This window comes from Mesorhizobium sp. WSM4837 (genome assembly GCF_055811435.1).
This window is the reverse complement of the sequence record NZ_JBVVQE010000019.1, coordinates 1-16905: the sequence shown is the minus strand read 5'-3', so window position 1 is coordinate 16905 and position 16905 is coordinate 1. Positions and strand designations below refer to the sequence as shown.

At 63.9% G+C, this 16905-nt stretch carries 16 protein-coding genes; 6 read left to right on the top strand and 10 right to left on the bottom strand.

Annotation, left to right across the window (positions count from 1 at the left end; all coding sequences use genetic code 11):
* Positions 1-234: 234 nt before the first annotated feature.
* Entirely contained in the window at positions 235-864 is a 630-nt protein-coding gene (locus AC0L3D_RS13495) for a sarcosine oxidase subunit gamma (protein WP_128167458.1), read from the bottom strand.
* Positions 857-3835, bottom strand: coding sequence for a sarcosine oxidase subunit alpha (locus AC0L3D_RS13490; protein WP_473644690.1), 2979 nt, complete (start codon positions 3833-3835; stop codon positions 857-859). The genes AC0L3D_RS13495 and AC0L3D_RS13490 overlap by 8 nt, the downstream gene beginning before the upstream one ends.
* Positions 3836-3917: 82 nt before the next feature.
* On the opposite strand from AC0L3D_RS13490, the gene AC0L3D_RS13485 reads away from it, so the two are divergent.
* Positions 3918-4124 carry a hypothetical protein gene (locus AC0L3D_RS13485; protein ID WP_473644637.1) on the top strand — a complete coding sequence of 69 codons (207 nt, stop codon included), beginning with the start codon at positions 3918-3920 and terminating at the stop codon, positions 4122-4124.
* A gap of 44 nt (positions 4125-4168) precedes the next feature.
* Here the strand turns inward: AC0L3D_RS13485 and AC0L3D_RS13480 are convergent, their stop codons facing one another.
* From AC0L3D_RS13480 to AC0L3D_RS13445, 8 genes are all read right to left on the bottom strand, one after another.
* Positions 4169-4444 carry a sarcosine oxidase subunit delta gene (locus AC0L3D_RS13480; RefSeq protein ID WP_473644635.1) on the bottom strand — a complete coding sequence of 92 codons (276 nt, stop codon included), beginning with the start codon at positions 4442-4444 and terminating at the stop codon, positions 4169-4171.
* 16 nt (positions 4445-4460) lie between these two features.
* The gene (locus AC0L3D_RS13475; RefSeq protein WP_287341445.1) at positions 4461-5714 is read right to left on the bottom strand and encodes a sarcosine oxidase subunit beta family protein; all 1254 of its coding nucleotides are present in this window, start codon (positions 5712-5714) and stop codon (positions 4461-4463) included.
* A gap of 92 nt (positions 5715-5806) precedes the next feature.
* The gene (gene glnT, locus AC0L3D_RS13470; protein WP_023799483.1) at positions 5807-7114 is read right to left on the bottom strand and encodes a type III glutamate--ammonia ligase; all 1308 of its coding nucleotides are present in this window, start codon (positions 7112-7114) and stop codon (positions 5807-5809) included.
* Positions 7115-7151: 37 nt separating this feature from the next.
* A complete protein-coding gene (locus AC0L3D_RS13465) occupies positions 7152-8480 on the bottom strand; it encodes an FMN-binding glutamate synthase family protein (RefSeq protein ID WP_473644632.1) in 1329 nt (442 codons plus the stop codon).
* 6 nt (positions 8481-8486) lie between these two features.
* Positions 8487-9233, bottom strand: coding sequence for a protein GlxC (locus AC0L3D_RS13460; RefSeq protein WP_473644631.1), 747 nt, complete (start codon positions 9231-9233; stop codon positions 8487-8489).
* Between the two features lie 4 nt (positions 9234-9237).
* On the bottom strand, positions 9238-10134 hold the full coding sequence (locus AC0L3D_RS13455; protein WP_287182912.1) for a class II glutamine amidotransferase: 897 nt from the start codon (positions 10132-10134) through the stop codon (positions 9238-9240).
* A gap of 134 nt (positions 10135-10268) precedes the next feature.
* Entirely contained in the window at positions 10269-10487 is a 219-nt protein-coding gene (locus AC0L3D_RS13450; protein WP_128245540.1) for a hypothetical protein, read from the bottom strand.
* Positions 10488-10524: 37 nt separating this feature from the next.
* Entirely contained in the window at positions 10525-11922 is a 1398-nt protein-coding gene (locus tag AC0L3D_RS13445) for an ammonium transporter (protein ID WP_287182909.1), read from the bottom strand.
* Between the two features lie 165 nt (positions 11923-12087).
* On the opposite strand from AC0L3D_RS13445, the gene AC0L3D_RS13440 reads away from it, so the two are divergent.
* The 5 genes from AC0L3D_RS13440 (at position 12088) to AC0L3D_RS13420 (ending at position 16724) form a co-directional block, all read left to right on the top strand.
* Entirely contained in the window at positions 12088-13221 is a 1134-nt protein-coding gene (locus AC0L3D_RS13440; RefSeq protein ID WP_473644628.1) for an aminomethyl transferase family protein, read from the top strand.
* Positions 13222-13235: 14 nt separating this feature from the next.
* Positions 13236-13832 (top strand): dimethylamine monooxygenase subunit DmmA family protein, encoded by a 597-nt coding sequence (locus AC0L3D_RS13435; protein WP_473644626.1) that lies wholly within the window; start codon positions 13236-13238, stop codon positions 13830-13832.
* Positions 13829-14794, top strand: a complete 966-nt coding sequence (locus AC0L3D_RS13430; protein ID WP_473644624.1) for a PDR/VanB family oxidoreductase — start codon at positions 13829-13831, stop codon at positions 14792-14794. The genes AC0L3D_RS13435 and AC0L3D_RS13430 overlap by 4 nt, the downstream gene beginning before the upstream one ends.
* Before the next feature lie 9 nt (positions 14795-14803).
* Positions 14804-15844 carry a heme-dependent oxidative N-demethylase family protein gene (locus tag AC0L3D_RS13425; protein ID WP_473644688.1) on the top strand — a complete coding sequence of 347 codons (1041 nt, stop codon included), beginning with the start codon at positions 14804-14806 and terminating at the stop codon, positions 15842-15844.
* Between the two features lie 133 nt (positions 15845-15977).
* Complete coding sequence (locus AC0L3D_RS13420; protein WP_128167759.1) at positions 15978-16724, top strand: SDR family oxidoreductase; 747 nt, start codon at positions 15978-15980, stop codon at positions 16722-16724.
* The last annotated feature ends 181 nt before the right edge of the window (positions 16725-16905 follow it).

Below are 16905 nucleotides of genomic sequence, written 5' to 3'. Positions count from 1 at the left end.
CTGTCCGTAAAATTATTTTATCAGCAAGAATAGCAGTGCGTGTCGGTTTGGCAAGGCGAAGGTGGTGGGGCTCCCCCTTCTCCCCTTGTGGGAGAAGGTGGCCGAGCGAAGCTCGGTCGGATGAGGGGTGCTCCAGCTTGGCATCGGCCGCACTCCGTCCAACACCCCTCAACCGTCTTGGCGCTGCGCGCCAATCCACCTTCTCCCACAAGGGGAGAAGGGAAGAGGCAACCGCTACCCCAACTCCTCGGAATACCCGATGTCGACGCCATACTCGGCGGCTGCGTCGAGCATCGTGTGCCACAGGCTTTCGGCGAAACTTGCAAACACCAGAAGATTGAACACCGGCTGCCCGTCCGGCCGATCATTGCCACGCCAGAGATTGACGCCGGTGTGGTCGATCGATGTGGTGGCAGCGGCGTCGATCGGAAACGCCGTCGGGTGCAGATCGATCGATGACAATTTCGCCAGCATGGCGCGCGCCTTGGCTCCCGAGACGCTGATCAGGGCGCGCGCATGCGATTGGTCCGACAGCGAGGCGGATTGCGAGAACGCCTGTCTCAAAATGTCCATCACGTGCTTGCCGCCTTTGGACAGGACGAGGAACTGGTCCGGTCCCGACCAGATGAGCGCAGCGTCCGCAGCTTGCACCGCCTTGGGCGCGTCCGGAGCCGCCATGCCGAAGCGGGCTTTGGCGGCGTTTGCCAGTTCCGCCCCTTTGCCGCGCCGCGCCATCACCTGGATCAGGTCGAAATTGCGAACTTCACTGAGGGAAATGCCCGACGCGACGTCGCGCGCGCCATGGGCGCCCACGACAAGTGCGTGCTCCAGCGGACTGCGAGAAAGCCACGAAAACTCAGCCACGCTGGCGCCCTCCATCCGGATCGTAGAAGACGGGATTGCACAGCTCGACATCATAGTCTTCACCGCGCAGCGGGTCATGCGCATGGACGATCTCGCCGATGCGCTCGCGGCCGCGCTCGACAAGCGCCAGCCCGATCCACTGGTCAAGCGTCGGCGAGAAACAGACCGAGGTGACATAGCCCTGGTCGTTGGCGGAACCCGGTACCTCGGCCTTCGGAATGATATGCGCGCCGGAGCGCAGGCGGCGCGCTCTGTCCGTCGGCTTGATGCCGACCACGACCTGCCGGTCCGGTGCGACCAGCGCCTCGCGTCCGGCCATGACGCGGCCGATAAAATCCTTTTTGGTCGACATCATCTTGCCCAAGCCGAGATCGGCCGCGGTCGTCGTGCCGTTCAGCTCGGGCCCGGCGACATGGCCCTTTTCGATGCGCATGACGCCAAGCGCCTCGGTGCCATAGGGTGTGGCGCCGAATTGTTTGCCGGCTATCATCAGGTTGCGCACCAGCGCGTCGCCGTAGCGGGTCGGAACGGAGATCTCGAACGCCATCTCGCCGGAGAACGAAATGCGGAACAGCCGCGCCCCGATGCCGCCGCGAAGGGATACCTCCCGCGCGCCCATGAATGGAAAGCCCTCGTTCGAAAGGTCCTCTGAATCATCAACGATCTGTTTCAGCAACTCCCGTGCGCTCGGCCCGGCGATCGAGAATTGCGCCCACTGGTCGGAGACTGACGTAAGTTGCACGTCGAATTGAGGAAACAGCACCTGCCGGCAGAATTCGAGATGCTGCATCACCGGCCCGGCCTTGGCGGTCGTGGTGGTCAGGAAATAGTGGTCCTCGGCCAACCGCGACGTGGTGCCGTCGTCGTAGACCATGCCGTCCTCGCGCAGCATCAGCCCGTAGCGGGCTTTTCCCACAGCAAGGTTGGAGAAAGTGTTGATGTAGACGCGGTCGAGGAAGGCGCCGGCATCCGGTCCGTGCACGTCGATTTTGCCGAGCGTCGAGACGTCGCAAAAACCGACACCGCCGCGCACCGCCTTGACCTCGCGGGTGACCGTTTCCAGCCAGTCCTTCTCGCCGGCGCGCGGATACCATTGCGCGCGCTTCCACAAGCCGGTGTCGACGAACACCGCGCCCTGTTCGGCTGCCCAGTGATGCGACGGCGTCAGCCTTGTCGCATGGAAGTTTTCGTCGCGATGATGGCCGGCAAACGCGCCGATGGCGACCGGCACATAGGGCGGACGGTAGATCGTCGTGCCGGTCTCGGGAAGGGATTTTCCTGACAGCGCCGCCATGATCGCGAGGCCGGCGACATTCGAGGTCTTGCCCTGGTCGGTCGCCATGCCGAGCGTCGTATAGCGCTTGAGGTGCTCGACCGACTCAAAGCCTTCGCGCTGCGCCAGTTCGATGTCCGCAGCGGTGACGTCATGCTGGTAGTCGACAAAGGCTTTGCCTCTGCCGGCAACATGCCAGAGCGGGGTCAGCGAAAAAGCTTCGTCTTCGGCGACTGGCGGAGCGCCGGCATTGCCGCTGTGTCCGGCACTCTGCGCTGCCGCCGCACCGGCGGCGAATCCCTGGCGCAGGCAGGCGCCGAGCCCAAAAGCGCCGTTGGCGGCACCGGCGGCCACCATGCCGGGAGGCGCGCCGTCCGGCACGAAGGCGGATATGTCGTCCCGCCATTTCGGCCGGCCGCGATGGTAGGAAGTCAGCCCGACCGCCGGGTTCCAGCCGCCGGAAACGGCAAGCCCGTCGGCTTCGACCTCGGCGCGTGCGCCGCCGGCGAGCGCCACCGAGATTTTCCTGACACCGTCCTTGCCGCCGTCCACCCCGCTGACGAAACCGTTCAAAACGGCAAAGCCGGCCTTGGCGGCAAGCGCGCGATGCGCGGCCGATACGTCCGGACGCGCATCGACAACGGCAGCGATCTGCAATCCGGCGTCGAGTGCCGCCTCGACCGTGCGCCAGCCATCCTCATTGTTGGTGAACAGCGCAATCCTCTTCGCCGGGGTTGCCGCATAGCGCGCGATATAGGTCCGCATCGCCGAAGCCATCATCACGCCGGGCGTGTCGTTGCCGGCAAAAACGATCGGCCGTTCGATGGCGCCGGCGGCAACAATCGAGCGCTTTGCCACGATCCGCCACAGCCGCTGGCGCACCTGATGCTCTGGCGGGGAGGGCAGGTGGTCGTTGACCCGCTCGATCGCGCCATAGGTGCCGCCATCATAGACGCCGAACAGCGTCGTGCGGGTCATGATGCGGACGTCCGGCAGCGAGGCGAGCTCGGCCAGCGTGCGCGAAATCCATTTGGCTGCGGGCACCCCGTCGATCGTGCCGCCGTCGGCAAGCAGGCGGCCGCCAAGCGCAAAATCTTCCTCGCACAGGATGACGCGGGCACCAGATCGGCCGGTGGCAAGTGCTGCCGCCAGCCCGGCTGGGCCGGAACCGGCGATCAGCACGTCGCAATGCGCCCACGTCTTGTCGTAATGATCAGGATCGGCAACACCCGCGGCGCAGCCGAGACCCGCGGCGCGGCGGATCGCCGGCTCGTAGACCGCTTCCCAGAATTTTGCCGGCCACATGAAGGTCTTGTAGTAGAAGCCGGCGACGAAGATCGGTGAGAACAGCTGGTTGACCGCCATCAGATCGTGGCGCAGCGACGGCCAGCGGTTCTGGCTGGCGGCTTCCAGACCGTCATAAAGTTCGGCGGTGGTCGCCTTGGTGTTGGGCTCGCGCCGGGCTCCGGTGCGCAGCTCGACCAGTGCGTTGGGTTCTTCCGAGCCCGCGGTCAGGATGCCGCGCGGCCGGTGGTATTTGAACGAGCGGCCGACCAGCTTGACGCCATTGGCGATCAGCGCCGAGGCAAGCGTGTCGCCCTGGAAGCCGGCAAAGGTTTTGCTGTCGAAGCGAAAGTTCAGCGGCGCCGAGCGGTCGATGAGACCGCCCGATGTGAGACGATGGGGCTGGCTGGTGATCACGGTTGCCGGCCTTCATGCAGGAGCGTCGCGCTGCCCCTAACCCTCCCCCTTGTGGGGAGGGTCGCTGCGAAGCAGCGGGGTGGGGGTGCGGCGCCGCCCCCCCCCCCCCCCCCCCCCCGCCCGCCCCCCCCCCCCCCCCCCCGCGGCCCCGCCCCCCCCCCCCCCCCCCCCCCCCCCCCCCCCCCCCCGGGGGGGGGGGGCGCCGGGCGCGGGGGGGGGGGGGGGCCCCCGCGGCGCCGACCCCCACCCGGACCTGCGGTCCGACCTCCCCACAAGGGGGAGGTAGGGGCCTCGCGTTCTTCGCGGCAGCGCTGAGCTGGCTAAGAATACTCATTTTGCCACCTGCCTTGCACGCACGCCCGCCGCCGGCTCGACCGAGGAGATCTCGTGCGTCAGCGTGTTGCGGGTGATCTTCAGCCAGGCCCGGCAGCCGCCGCCATGGTACCAATGTTCGCTGGTCTCGCCGGCAATGTTGTCGCGTAAATAGACATAGTCGAAGACCTCGTCTTCCGAGGCGCCGGCAGCCGGCCGCAGCGGCTTGGCGTCGCCGAGACAGGTGAACTCGCCGAGTTCGCGTTCGCCGCAGAAGGGACAGACAATACGCATGCTTTTCGGACCGTCCTCAGTGCAGGTTCGGTTGGGCGCCGACGCCCTTTTCGTCGATCATCGCACCCCGCCGGAACCGGTCGAGGCGGAAGCGCGCCGCCTCCTTGTGCAGTTCGTCGCGGGCCAGAAGATGAGCAAAGACAAGGCCGGAGCCGGGCGTCGCCTTGAAGCCGCCATAGCACCAGCCGGCATTGAGATAGAGCCCGTCCACCGGCGTCTTGTCGATGATCGGCGAGCCGTCCATTGACATGTCCATGATGCCGCCCCATTGGCGCAAGAGGCGCACGCGACCGATCATCGGCATCAGCGCCATGCCGCCCTCGCAGACGTCTTCCATCACAGGCATGTTGCCGCGCTGCGCATAGGAATTGTAGCCGTCTATATCGCCGCCGAAGACCAGCCCGCCCTTGTCCGACTGGCTGACATAGAAATGGCCGGCGCCGAAGGTCATGACATTGGGGATCAGCGGCTTGATCGCCTCGGAAACGAAGGCCTGCAGCACATGGCTCTCGATCGGCAGCCGCAGGCCAGCCATCGCCGCGACGCGCGACGAACTGCCGGCAACGGCCATGCCGACCTTGCCGGCGCCGATTGTACCGCGCGTCGTCTCGACGCCGGTCACCTTGCCGTTGGCGTCGCGCGAAAAACCTGTCACCTCGCAGTTCTGGATGATATCGACACCGAGCGCACTCGCCGCATGGGCGTAGCCCCAGACCACGGCGTCGTGGCGCGCCGTGCCACCGCGCCGCTGCAGCAGGCCGCCTTGCACGGGAAAGCGGGCATTGTCGAAGTTCAGGAACGGCATCATCTTCTTGACCGCGGCAAGATCGAGGAGCTCGGCATCGATGCCGTTGATGCGCATCGTGTTGCCGCGCCGCGCATAGGCGTCGCGCTGCGCGTCGGAATGATAGAGGTTGATGACGCCGCGCTGGCTGACCATCGTGTTGTAGTTGAGGTCCCGCTCCATCCGCTCCCACAGCTTCATCGACAGCTCGTAGAAGCCGGTATTGCCGGGCAGCCCGTAATTGGAGCGGATGATGGTGGTGTTGCGGCCGGCATTGCCGGAGCCGATCCAGCCCTTTTCGAGCACGGCGACATTCCTGATGCCGTGTTCGCTGGCGAGGAACCATGCCGTCGCCAGGCCGTGGCCGCCGCCGCCGATGATCACCACGTCGTAGCGGTCCTTCGGGCTGGCGTCGCGCCAGGTGCGCTGCCAATTCTTGTGGCCGGAAAATGCGGCGCGGGCGAGGGAGAAGATCGAGTATTTCATGACTCTATTCCGAGATCGCTCGCACCGCGCAGGACCATTCTTGACGCATCGGAAACGTCCGAAAACCGCTTCACACTTTTCGGTCCGATGCTCTAGATATCCAGCGTGTGGTCGCGCTCCCACTGGGTGAAGTGGGAAGCATAGGAATTCCATTCCTGATGCTTCAGCTTTAGATAAGCCGACGAGAATTCCTCACCCAGCGCCGCCTTGAGCGATTTGTCGTTGTCGAACTCGCGCAATGCATCGAGCAGGTTGAGCGGCAGCTTCGGCGCGCCCTCCACCGTATGCCCGAACTGGTACATGTCGATGTCGTAGCGCTTGCCGGGATCGGCCTTCGAGCGGATGCCGTCGAGGCCGGCGGCGATGATGACCGCCTGCAGCAGATAAGGGTTTGCCGCGCCGTCGGGCAGGCGCAGCTCGAAGCGTCCGGGGCCGGGCACGCGCACCATATGGGTGCGGTTGTTGCCGGTCCAGGTCACCGAGTTCGGCGCCCAGGTGGCGCCCGAAATGGTACGCGGCGCATTGATGCGCTTGTAGGAATTGACCGTCGGGTTGGTGATCGCGGCAAGTGCCGAGGCATGCTTCATGATGCCGCCGAGAAAATTCCTGCCCTTCGCCGACAGGCCGAGCTCCATGGCGTTGTCGGCAAAGACATTGGTCTTGCCGTCCTTGTCCCACACCGAGATATGGGCATGGCAGCCATTGCCGGTCAGGCCGGGGAATGGTTTTGGCATGAAGGTGGCGCGCAGGCCGTGCTTTTCCGCAACGGACCTCACCATGAACTTGAAGAAGGAATGCTTGTCGGCGGTCGCCAGCGCATCGTCGAAGGCCCAGTTCATCTCGAACTGGCCGTTGGCGTCCTCATGGTCGTTCTGGTAGGCGCCCCAGCCGAGCGCCAGCATGTGGTCGCAGATCTCGGCGATGACATCATAGCGCCGCATCACCGCCTGCTGGTCGTAGCAGGGCTTTGACGCCGTGTCGTATTCGTCGGAAATCGTCTTGCCGTCCGGCGAGATCAGGAAGAATTCGGCCTCGACGCCGGTCTTGACATGCATGCCGTCGCCCGCCGCCTCGTCAATCAGCCGCTTCAGCGTGTTGCGCGGCGCCTGGGCGACCGTTTTTTCGTCCATCATGCAATTGGCGGCAATCCAGGCGACTTCCGGCTTCCACGGCAGCTGGATGACCGAATCCGGATCAGGCACCGCCAGCATGTCTGGATGCGCCGGCGTCAGGTCGAGCCAGGTGGCAAAGCCGGCAAAGCCGGCGCCGTCCTTCTGCATGTCGGCGATGGCTTGCGCCGGCACCAGCTTGGCGCGCTGCCCACCGAACAGGTCGGTGTAGGAGATCATGAAATATTTGACGCCGTTCCCTTTGGCGAAGGCGGCGAGATCGTTCCCCATTATAGTTCCTCGCTTATTGGTATTTGGTAGTTTGGTATCAGAAGCCGTTCTTCCCCGGTATCCAGTTGGTCCCGGCCAGCGGCACGCCGGCCATGGCGGCGGCTTCGATCGTCAGCGCGACGAGATCCTCGGGCTCGAGATTGTGCAGGCTGTTCTTGCCGCAGGCGCGGGCGATCGTCTGCGCCTCCAGCGTCATCACCTTGAGGTAATTCGCCAGCCGTCTTCCTGCCGCTATCGGATCGAGCCGTTTCATCAGCTCGGGGTCCTGCGTGGTGATGCCGGCCGGATCGCGGCCCTCGTGCCAATCGTCATAGGCGCCGGCGGTGGTGCCGAGCTCGTTGTAGTCCGCTTCCCAGCACGGATCGTTGTCGCCGAGCGCGACAAGTGCGGCGGTGCCGATCGACACCGCGTCGACGCCGAGCGCCAGCGCCTTGGCGACATCGGCGCCGTTGCGGATGCCGCCCGAGATGATCAGCTGCACCTTGCGGTGCATGCCGAGATCCTGCAGCGCCTGCACCGCCGGCCTGATGCAGGCAAGCGTCGGCTGGCCGACATTCTCGATGAACACTTCCTGGGTTGCGGCGGTGCCGCCCTGCATGCCGTCGATCACGACGACATCGGCGCCTGATTTCACCGCAAGGGCTGTGTCGTAATAGGGCCGCGCGCCGCCGACCTTGACGTAGATCGGCTTTTCCCAGTCGGTGATTTCACGCAGTTCCAGGATCTTGATTTCGAGATCGTCAGGCCCGGTCCAGTCGGGATGGCGTGAGGCTGAGCGCTGGTCGATACCCTTGGGCAGCGTGCGCATGTCGGCGACACGGTCGGAGATCTTCTGGCCAAGCAGCATGCCGCCGCCACCGGGCTTGGCGCCCTGGCCGACGACGATCTCGATCGCATCCGCCCGGCGCAAGTCGCGCGGGTTCATGCCGTAGCGCGACGGCAGGTATTGGTAGACCAGCGTCTTGGAATGGCCGCGCTCTTCCTCGGTCATGCCGCCGTCGCCAGTGGTCGTCGAGGTGCCGGACAGCGTCGCGCCGCGGCCGAGTGCTTCCTTCGCCGGGCCGGACAGCGAGCCAAAACTCATGCCGGCGATGGTGATCGGGATTTTCAGCTCGATCGGCTTTTTCGCATGGCGCGAGCCCAGCACGACGCTGGTGTCGCAGCGCTCGCGATAGCCTTCGAGCGGATAGCGCGAGATCGAGGCGCCGAGGACAAGCAGGTCGTCGAAATGCGGCAGCTTGCGCTTGGCGCCGGCGCCGCGGATGTCATAGATGCCGGTCGCCGCCGCGCGGCGGATCTCGGAAAGCGTGTAGTCGTCGAAGGTCGCGGATTTGCGCGGCGTCGTCGGCGGGTTGCGATAGGTCATTGAGCCTCAATACGCGTCGGCGTTGTCGATGTTGAAATTGTAGAGCGTGCGCGCCGAGCCGTAACGCGTGAACTCCGCCGCTTTGACGCCGGTCACCCCGGCGCGGTCGAGCAGGCCTTGCAGGATTTCCAGATGCTCGGGCCGCATCTCCTTGGCGATGCAGTCGGCGCCGAGGCTGCCGACCTTGCCGCGCACGAACAGCCGCGCCTCATAGATGGAATCGCCAAGCGCATCGCCGGCATCGCCCAGCACCACCAGATTACCGGACTGCGCCATGAAGGCCGACATATGGCCGATATTGCGGTGGACGACGATGTCGATGCCCTTCATCGAGATGCCGCAGCGCGACGACGCGTTACCCTCGATGACCAGCAGCCCGCCCCTGCCGGTGGCGCCCGCATATTGGCTGGCATCGCCTTTGACTGTTATCGAGCCCGACATCATGTTTTCGCCGACGCCCGGTCCGGCCGAGCCATGCACCGTGATGGCGCTGCCGTCGTTCATGCCACCGCAATAATAGCCGACGCTGCCGCGGACATTGATGGTGATCGGCTGGTCGACGCCGACGGCGACCGAATGGCTGCCTTTCGGATGAAGCACCTCCCAGGCGGTCTCGTTCGAACCAGGGGTCAAATTGTGAAGCGCCTGATTGAGCTCGCGCAGCGGCATTTCGCTGAGGTCGAAGACCGTCGACGCCCGACTCTGCTCGTGGCCTTGCTCGCGGATCGCCTTGGAGACGTTGATTGCCGGCATGAGTTCAATGCTCCCAGAAATAGACGGTTGCGGGCTCGGGTTCCCAGACCCTCGCATTGTCTATGCCGGGCAGTTTGGTGAGCGCGCGATATTCCGAGCCGAAGGCGACATACTGGTCGGTCTCGGCCATGACGGCAGGCTTGCAGGCGATCGGATCGCGCACCACGCCGAAGCCGTTCTTGGTGCCGACGACGAAGGTGAAGAAGCCGTCGAGGTCGCTCAGCGTGCCTTCCAGCGCCTCGCCGAGATTCTTGCCATGCGCCATCTGCGAGGAGAGATAGGCGGCCGCGACTTCGGTGTCGTTCTCGGTCTCGAATTTCATGCCTTCGCGGATCAGCTCGCGGCGGACATTGTTGTGATTGGAAAGCGAGCCATTATGCACCAGGCACTGGTCGGCGCCGGTCGAGAATGGATGCGCGCCCATCGTCGTTACCGCCGATTCCGTCGCCATGCGGGTATGACCGATGCCGTGCGTGCCGGTCATGCTGCGCACGTTGAAGCGATCGACCACCGTTTCGGGCAAGCCGACTTCCTTGTAGATTTCGACGACGTCGCCGGCGCCCATGATGCGGATGTCGGGGCGCAGCGCCTGGATGGTCTCGCGCGCTTCTTCGATCTTGGCGGGCGTGGTCCTGACGACGGCATGCGTCGATTTCGCTGCGATGCTTACTGGCGCTCCGATCGCCTTGGCGAGTTCGGCGTCAAGGTTGCGGAAATCGTGCTCCGGCTTTGCCGACTGAATGGTGATCTTGGCCTCGTTGCCGGATGGCGTGCCATAGATCGCGATGCCGGCGCTGTCGGGACCGCGATCGCTGAGCGAGATCAGCATCTCCGAAAGCATCGAGCCGAGCTGGGGCTCGAGCGACTTGTCCTTCAAAAACAATCCGACGATTCCGCACATGTCAGGCTCCCGCGGTGAGGTATGATTCCGGGTGCTACCAGCTTCATAGGTTGAGTTCAACTCATATGAAAGTTTTTTTCATCTTGGACAAGTCGTCCGGCGCAAATGGACGCGCCAGACGACCTTATTCCGGTCTAATGGCGATCGATCGCCTTTCTGGTCTCCTCGCCGCTGCGATCCGCCGCCATATCGGCCTCGATCTCAGCGTTCTCCTGGCGCGTCTGGAGGACATGCCACCCGATCCAGAAGACGAGGCCGACGATCACCATCACCACTTCAGAACCCTGAAACGGGTAGATCGCGCCGACGTCCTTGAGGTCCACGGCCCAGCTTTCCATTCCATTGGTCGACATTGCGGTTCTCCCTGTCGGTTGACTACTTGTCGGTTGACTATTTGATCATGGCCTTCTCGGCGGTTCCCAGTTCGCGGACCGACGCCTCGAACGCATGGTTGAGGGCAAAGTCGACGCCCTCGAGTTCGACCTTTTTCGGCACGCGCAGGAGGTTCATGCTGTTGAGGATCTTGCAGACCACGAAGGTGGGGACGAAGCCGAGCACGAACATCAACACCGCACCTGCGAAATTGCCGAGCGGGTTGATGTGCGCGAAGCCCTCATAGGGCGAGGACGGCTGTCCCCACAGCATGAAGCCCGCCACCACGACGCCGAGAAAGCCGCCATAGCCGTGCACCGCAACGGCGCCGACCGCATCATCGATCTTGAAGCGGCGCTCGACGAAATAGTGCAGCTTGTAGCAGATGCTCGGGACGATCGCGCCGATCAGCATCGCCTGGATCGGGTGATAGAGGTCGTTGCCGGCAGACGCCGAGATGATGCCGCAAAGCCCCATCGAGAACGTCCAGAACGGGTCGCCTTTCGAGACGATGTAGCCGGCCAGCATACCGCCCGACAGCGACATCAGGAAGTTGAAGGTGACCGCCGAGAGCGTGGTCGGCGCGAGATAGATATTCGTCGCCGTCCAGGTCTCGCCGGTGATCTGGCCGGCAATCGTGGCCGGGCTGATCAGCGGAATGTTGCACGCGGCATAAAAGCCCCAGAAACCGGTGAAGATCAGGAACAGGCCGATCGTGACCAGCCAGACATTGTGGGGCGGGATGTCGCGCGGCGTGCCGTCGGGCCTGAACTTGCCGATGCGCGGACCCAGAACGATGAGAAAAGCGAGCGCCGCTCCGCCGGCGATAGCGTGCACGACCCCCGATGCATACGCATCATGATAACCCCAGAGTTTCACCATCCAGCCTTGCGGATGCCAGCCCCAGGAGGCGTCGAGGATCCACAGGACCGAGCCAATCAGTACCGCGACGATCCAGAACGCGCCAGAGCGCGCGCGCTCTATGATCGAGCCCGAGATGATCGACGCCGTCGTGATGGAAAACAGCAGAAAGGCGCCCCAGAACACGCCGTTAAGGCGATGCCACAGCGCGGCGTCGGTAGGGGTGACTCCCGTCTCGCCCGGATTGACACCGGAGAGGTGGGTGCCCATCAACGGATTCCATGGTTCGGCAAATTGTGCGGTGACAAGTCCGCCGGCGATGCCCGGCCCGTTGGGGAAGCCGAAATAGATCCACCAGCCAAAAAAATAGAAGGTGATCGTGACGAGCGGAATTGCCATCGCGTTTTTCATCAGCGTTTTCAGATGATTGCGCCGGCGCGACACGCCGACCTCGTACATGCAGAACCCGACATGGATCAGGAACATCATGACGATGGTCACCCAGTAATAGAACTCCGTGAAAATGGTCGTTAGAGCGTTGAGATTCCCTTCCATTGCATGTCCCCTCCGTTCAGTTGCGTTCCTTGCCTCTCAGTAAAACTTTTTGCATCTTAGTATTGCGCGCTTTTGGAGTTTTGAGTCAATATGGCGCGGACCGTCGCATGGCCTCAGTGCCCTTGAGCGGTGGACGCCGGCAATCTTGTGAGGAGAAGCAAGTCCATGACCGCATCTTGGAGATTTTCGACCTTGGCGGATCGCCATCGTGCGCTCGGTTCGAAGCTCGAAGACTGGAGCGGGATGGGCACCGCCTGGACCTACGACAAGGACGCCGACGAGGAGTACATCGCCATCCGCACCAAGGCCGGGCTGATGGACGTGTCGGGCCTGAAAAAGGTCCACATCACCGGGCCGCATGCCTCGCACCTGATCGACCTCGCCACGACGCGCGACGTCGAGAGAATATATCCCGGCAAGTCGGCTTATGCCTGCATGCTCAACGAGGCCGGCAAGTTCACCGACGACTGCATCCTCTACCGCACCGGCCCGAATGCCTGGATGGTCGTGCATGGTTCGGGCACCGGCCATGAGGAGTTGCAGCGCGCCGCAATGGGCCGCGATGTCTCGCTGCGCTTTGACGACAATCTGCACGATCTTTCGCTGCAGGGACCGATAGCCGTCGACTATCTGGCAAAGCATGTGCCGGGCATTCGCGACCTCAACTATTTCCACCACATGCAGACCCAATTGTTCGGTTTTCCGGTGATGATCTCGCGCACCGGCTACACCGGCGAACGCGGCTACGAGGTCTTCTGCCGTGGCCAGGATGCCGGCACGATCTGGGACACCATCCTCGATGAGGGCAAGAGCGCCGGCATCATCCCGTGCCGGTTCACCACGCTCGATATGCTGCGCGTCGAGAGCTACCTCTTGTTCTACCCCTACGACAATTCGCAGAAATATCCGTTCGAGAAGGAAGGCCCCGGCGACACGCTGTGGGAACTCGGCCTCGATTTTACCGTCAGCCCCGGCAAAACAGGGTTTCGCGGCGCCGAGGAGCACTACCGCCTCAAGGGCAAGGAACGCTTCAAGATCTTCGGCGTGCTGCTCGAAGGCAAGGAGCCGGCCGACGAGGGCGCGCCGGTCTATCGCGACGGCAACAGGGTCGGCGTGGTGACCTGCGCCATGTATTCGCCGCTGGTCCAGAAATCGATGGGCATTGCCCGGCTCGACGTCGACTGCGCCGTCAAAGGCACCAGGCTCGAGATCCGCAACCAGAGCGGCGCCATCAGCGCAACGGCCGAGCCGCTTCCATTCGACGATCCGAAGAAGACCAAGCGCACGGCAAAAGGCTGAGGCATACTGAGAGGATGGCAGCGAAAAGCATCATCAGCCGGCCGGTCTACGGAACCCTGTCGCCGCAGCCTGGCAAGCACCATCTTTTCGTGGCCGATGCAGACGGCGCGCTAGCGATAACAGAGCTGGCCGCCAAGGCGCCCGACGGTTTTTTTGCTGATGCTCATATCATTTTCATCCCCGGCAACGAGGGCCAGCATGTCGCTGCGCTCGAAGCGCTGAATCCGGCTCAGCTCTACCAGGGACCTTCCTTCGCCAGCGCCCTGCCGCGGCTCAAGCAGACGCTGGCCAACGCGCATATGGGCCTGCGCCTCTATCTCGCCGGCACCGAGGGGCTGATCGGCCAGGCGATACAGGCGGCGCTCGAAGCCGGCATCGACCACTCCTCGATCCAGACCGAGCATCGCGGCTCGCTGGCGCGCCGCGTCCAATGCGTCCATTGCAAGGGCATCACCGAAAACGTGACGACGCAGCCGGCGACCTGCTCGCATTGTGGCCTGCTTCTTCTGGTACGCGATCACTATTCCAGGCGCCTCGCCGCATTCCAGGGCGTCTGCATCAACGCGGAAGACCGCAGCGAAATTCCTCCGGCGGAGGAGATCTTTCGATGAGCACCGGCACCACCAAGCTTGACGTCGTCGTGAGCGATGTCGTCCCGGTCAACGAACTGGTAACGCGCTTCCATTTCCGCCGGCGCGACGGGCAGCTTTTGCCGACATTCTCCGGCGGCGCCCATGTTGTGGTGGAGATGCGCGACGGCGAGCGGACCAGGCTCAATCCCTATTCGCTGATGGGCTCGCCGCTCGACACGCGCGAGTACACCATCTCGGTGCGCCGCGACGATGCCGGCCGCGGCGGCTCGCTGTTCATGCACAGCACTGTCAGGCCCGGCCATGAGATGGTGATCAGCTATCCGGTCAATCTGTTCTCGCTCGACCTGCGCGCCAGGAAGCATTTGATGCTGGCCGGCGGCATCGGCATCACGCCGTTCATGGCGCAGACCGCGCAGCTGGCGGCGGATGGCGGCAATTTCGAGCTGCATTACACCTGCCGCACGGCTTCGCTCGGCACCTATGCCGATGTGCTCAAGGAGCGCTACGATCGCCGGGTCAGGCTCTATCACGACGATCGCGACGAGCGCATCGAGCTCGACCGGCTGCTGTCGTCGCAGCCGCTCGGCACGCATCTCTACGTCTGCGGCCCGTCGGGCATGATCGGCTGGGTGCGCGATCGCGCCGCTGCGCTGGGCTGGCCGGCGGAAACCGTGCATTTCGAGCATTTTGCCGCTCCGCAGCCCGGTGCCCCGTTCGAGGTGACGCTGGCGGTCAGCGGCAAGACGATCCGCGTCGACGAGCAGCAGAGCCTGCTCGAGGCGATCGAGGCGGCAGGCGTCGATCCGCCCTATCTCTGCCGCGGCGGCGTCTGCGGCCAGTGCGAGACCAATGTCATCGCGCATGACGGCTACTTCATCCACAACGACCACTGGCTGAGCGAGGAAGAGCACCGTTGCGGCAAGAAGATCATGCCCTGCGTCTCGCGCTTCGAGGGCAGGTCGCTGGTTCTGGAAAGATAGGAGGCGAGCCTGGGCATCACCTTTCGTAACGAAACGTTCCGTAACGACTTCACCTTCAGGAACAGCCCGGAGCACATCAGGCGGTTCCCGTTCCCGTTCCACGAGGACAGCTACATGTATGCGGTCAACATCGAGCCGCACGTCGTCGGACCGAAGGGCAGCGCGTTCGAAAACCTGATCGACGTCGACGAGCACTATGTCGCCGAGATGCAGGACCGCGCGCTGGTGCTGGCGGAAGACCCGCTGCGCTGCCAGTCACTGCCGCACATGACGCTGGCCGGCTGGGACCTGCTCGAACTTCTGATGGAACAGCAGGCGCTGGGCTATCCCGAGCATTTCACGCTGACGCGCGACGGCGACAAATGGCGCTGGATCAACCGGCCGCTCGGCATCGACGACAGCTTCACCTTCGGCGATGTGTCGACGCTGCCCTACGGGCCGATGGAATACATCACGCGGCAAAGCCAGGGCGATTTCTGCATCCTCGACCAGCGTGACGGCAATCTGTGGATGGATGCCGGCATGGTCACCACCCAGGCCGATTGGTCGCTCGATTTCGACATCGGCATGAACTTCTTCGAGTGGCACGCGCCGGTGCCGCTGGCGCATGAGAAGGGCATATTCGTCCGGGCGCTGAAATTCCTCACCAATATCCAGCAAGGCAGGCCGGCGCGGCGGCTGAACTGGACGATGACGATCAATCCGCGCCTCGACACCAGCCCGGAAAATTACCACAAATGGGGTCCGGACCGGGCGACGGTGACGCCCGAAAACGTCGACGACAAGGTCCATCTGCGTGTCGAATTGCAGAGCTTCTGGCGGCTGCCGCGCTCGAACGGCATCGTCTTCCCGATCCGCTGTTATCTCATCAAAATGGACGAGCTGGTGACCCAGCCGAAATGGGCGCGGCGCCTGCACCGCGTCATCCGCGACCTTCCCGAAGAGCTCGCCAATTACAAAGGCCTGACACGCTACCGCGCGACGCTGGTCGAATGGCTGTCGAAGCTGGACGACGGCAGCCCGACATCGCCCGGCTTCGGGCCGGATTAAGGAGGCTTGCACCGGCGCTTCCGATCACCTGAGAAGATTTTTGACCCCGCACCGATGATTTCAGACCGCCTGCGCTGTCCTTATCAATGGGCGTGCCTGGATGGTCCAGCTGCCCGGATAGCAAGGTGGGTCCATGAGATTGTTACAAGGTCAGAATGTCGTCGTCGTTGGAGGAAGCCGTGGTGTCGGCCGCTCGATCGTAGAAGCCGCCCTCAGCGAGGGAGCGACGGTCCTCGCAGTCGCCCGCAGCGAACAGACCCTGGCGGAATTTGCCCGGGAGACTTCGGGCGTGAAGACGTTCGCGGTCGATGCAACTGTGGACATCGCTCCCGATCAGGTCTTCGCCGCGCTGGAACCGGACGTCCTGGTGATATGCGCAGGTGCTCTTGCCCCCTCCGCGCCCCTACATGAACAGAACTGGGAGGCGTTCTCCGCAAACTGGGAAACGGACGTCAAGGCGTCGTTTCTGTTTTGCAAGGCCGCGCTTCGGCGTCCGCTCAAACCGGGCGCCCGGGTTGTTCTGATCTCCAGCGGCGCGGCTCTGACCGGGGGGCCACCGAATTCCGGCGGCTATGCCGGCGCAAAACGCATGCAGATGTTCCTGGCCGGTCATAGCCAGAAGGAATCGGATCGGCGCGGCCTCGACCTGCGCTTCATGGCGCTTGCGCCTATGCGCATCATGCCAGGGACCGGCGTGGGCGACGCCGGCATCGAGAGCATTTCGGCCTATAGGGGCGTCCGGCCCATGGAGTTCATCGCGGGCATCCTCGACATGCAGACGCCGGCCGACGTCGGACGGGCGGTGGTGGCACTCGCCACCCAACAATCGCAAGGATGTTCCTTCGCAGTGAGCGCGAGCGGACTTGCGCCGGCCGCCTGAGACGCGCGTAATGCAAACTCAAAATTGCCGGATCCGCATGACAGACTCGCAGGCACCTCTCAAGCCGGTACGTGAGCCGGGGGGGGCCCCCCGCGCGAGGCGGGGGGGGGGGCCCATCAACGCGGCCCCCCGCCCGCCGCGGCCGCGCCACAGCTTTAGGAATATGGTGGGGGGGGGCGCG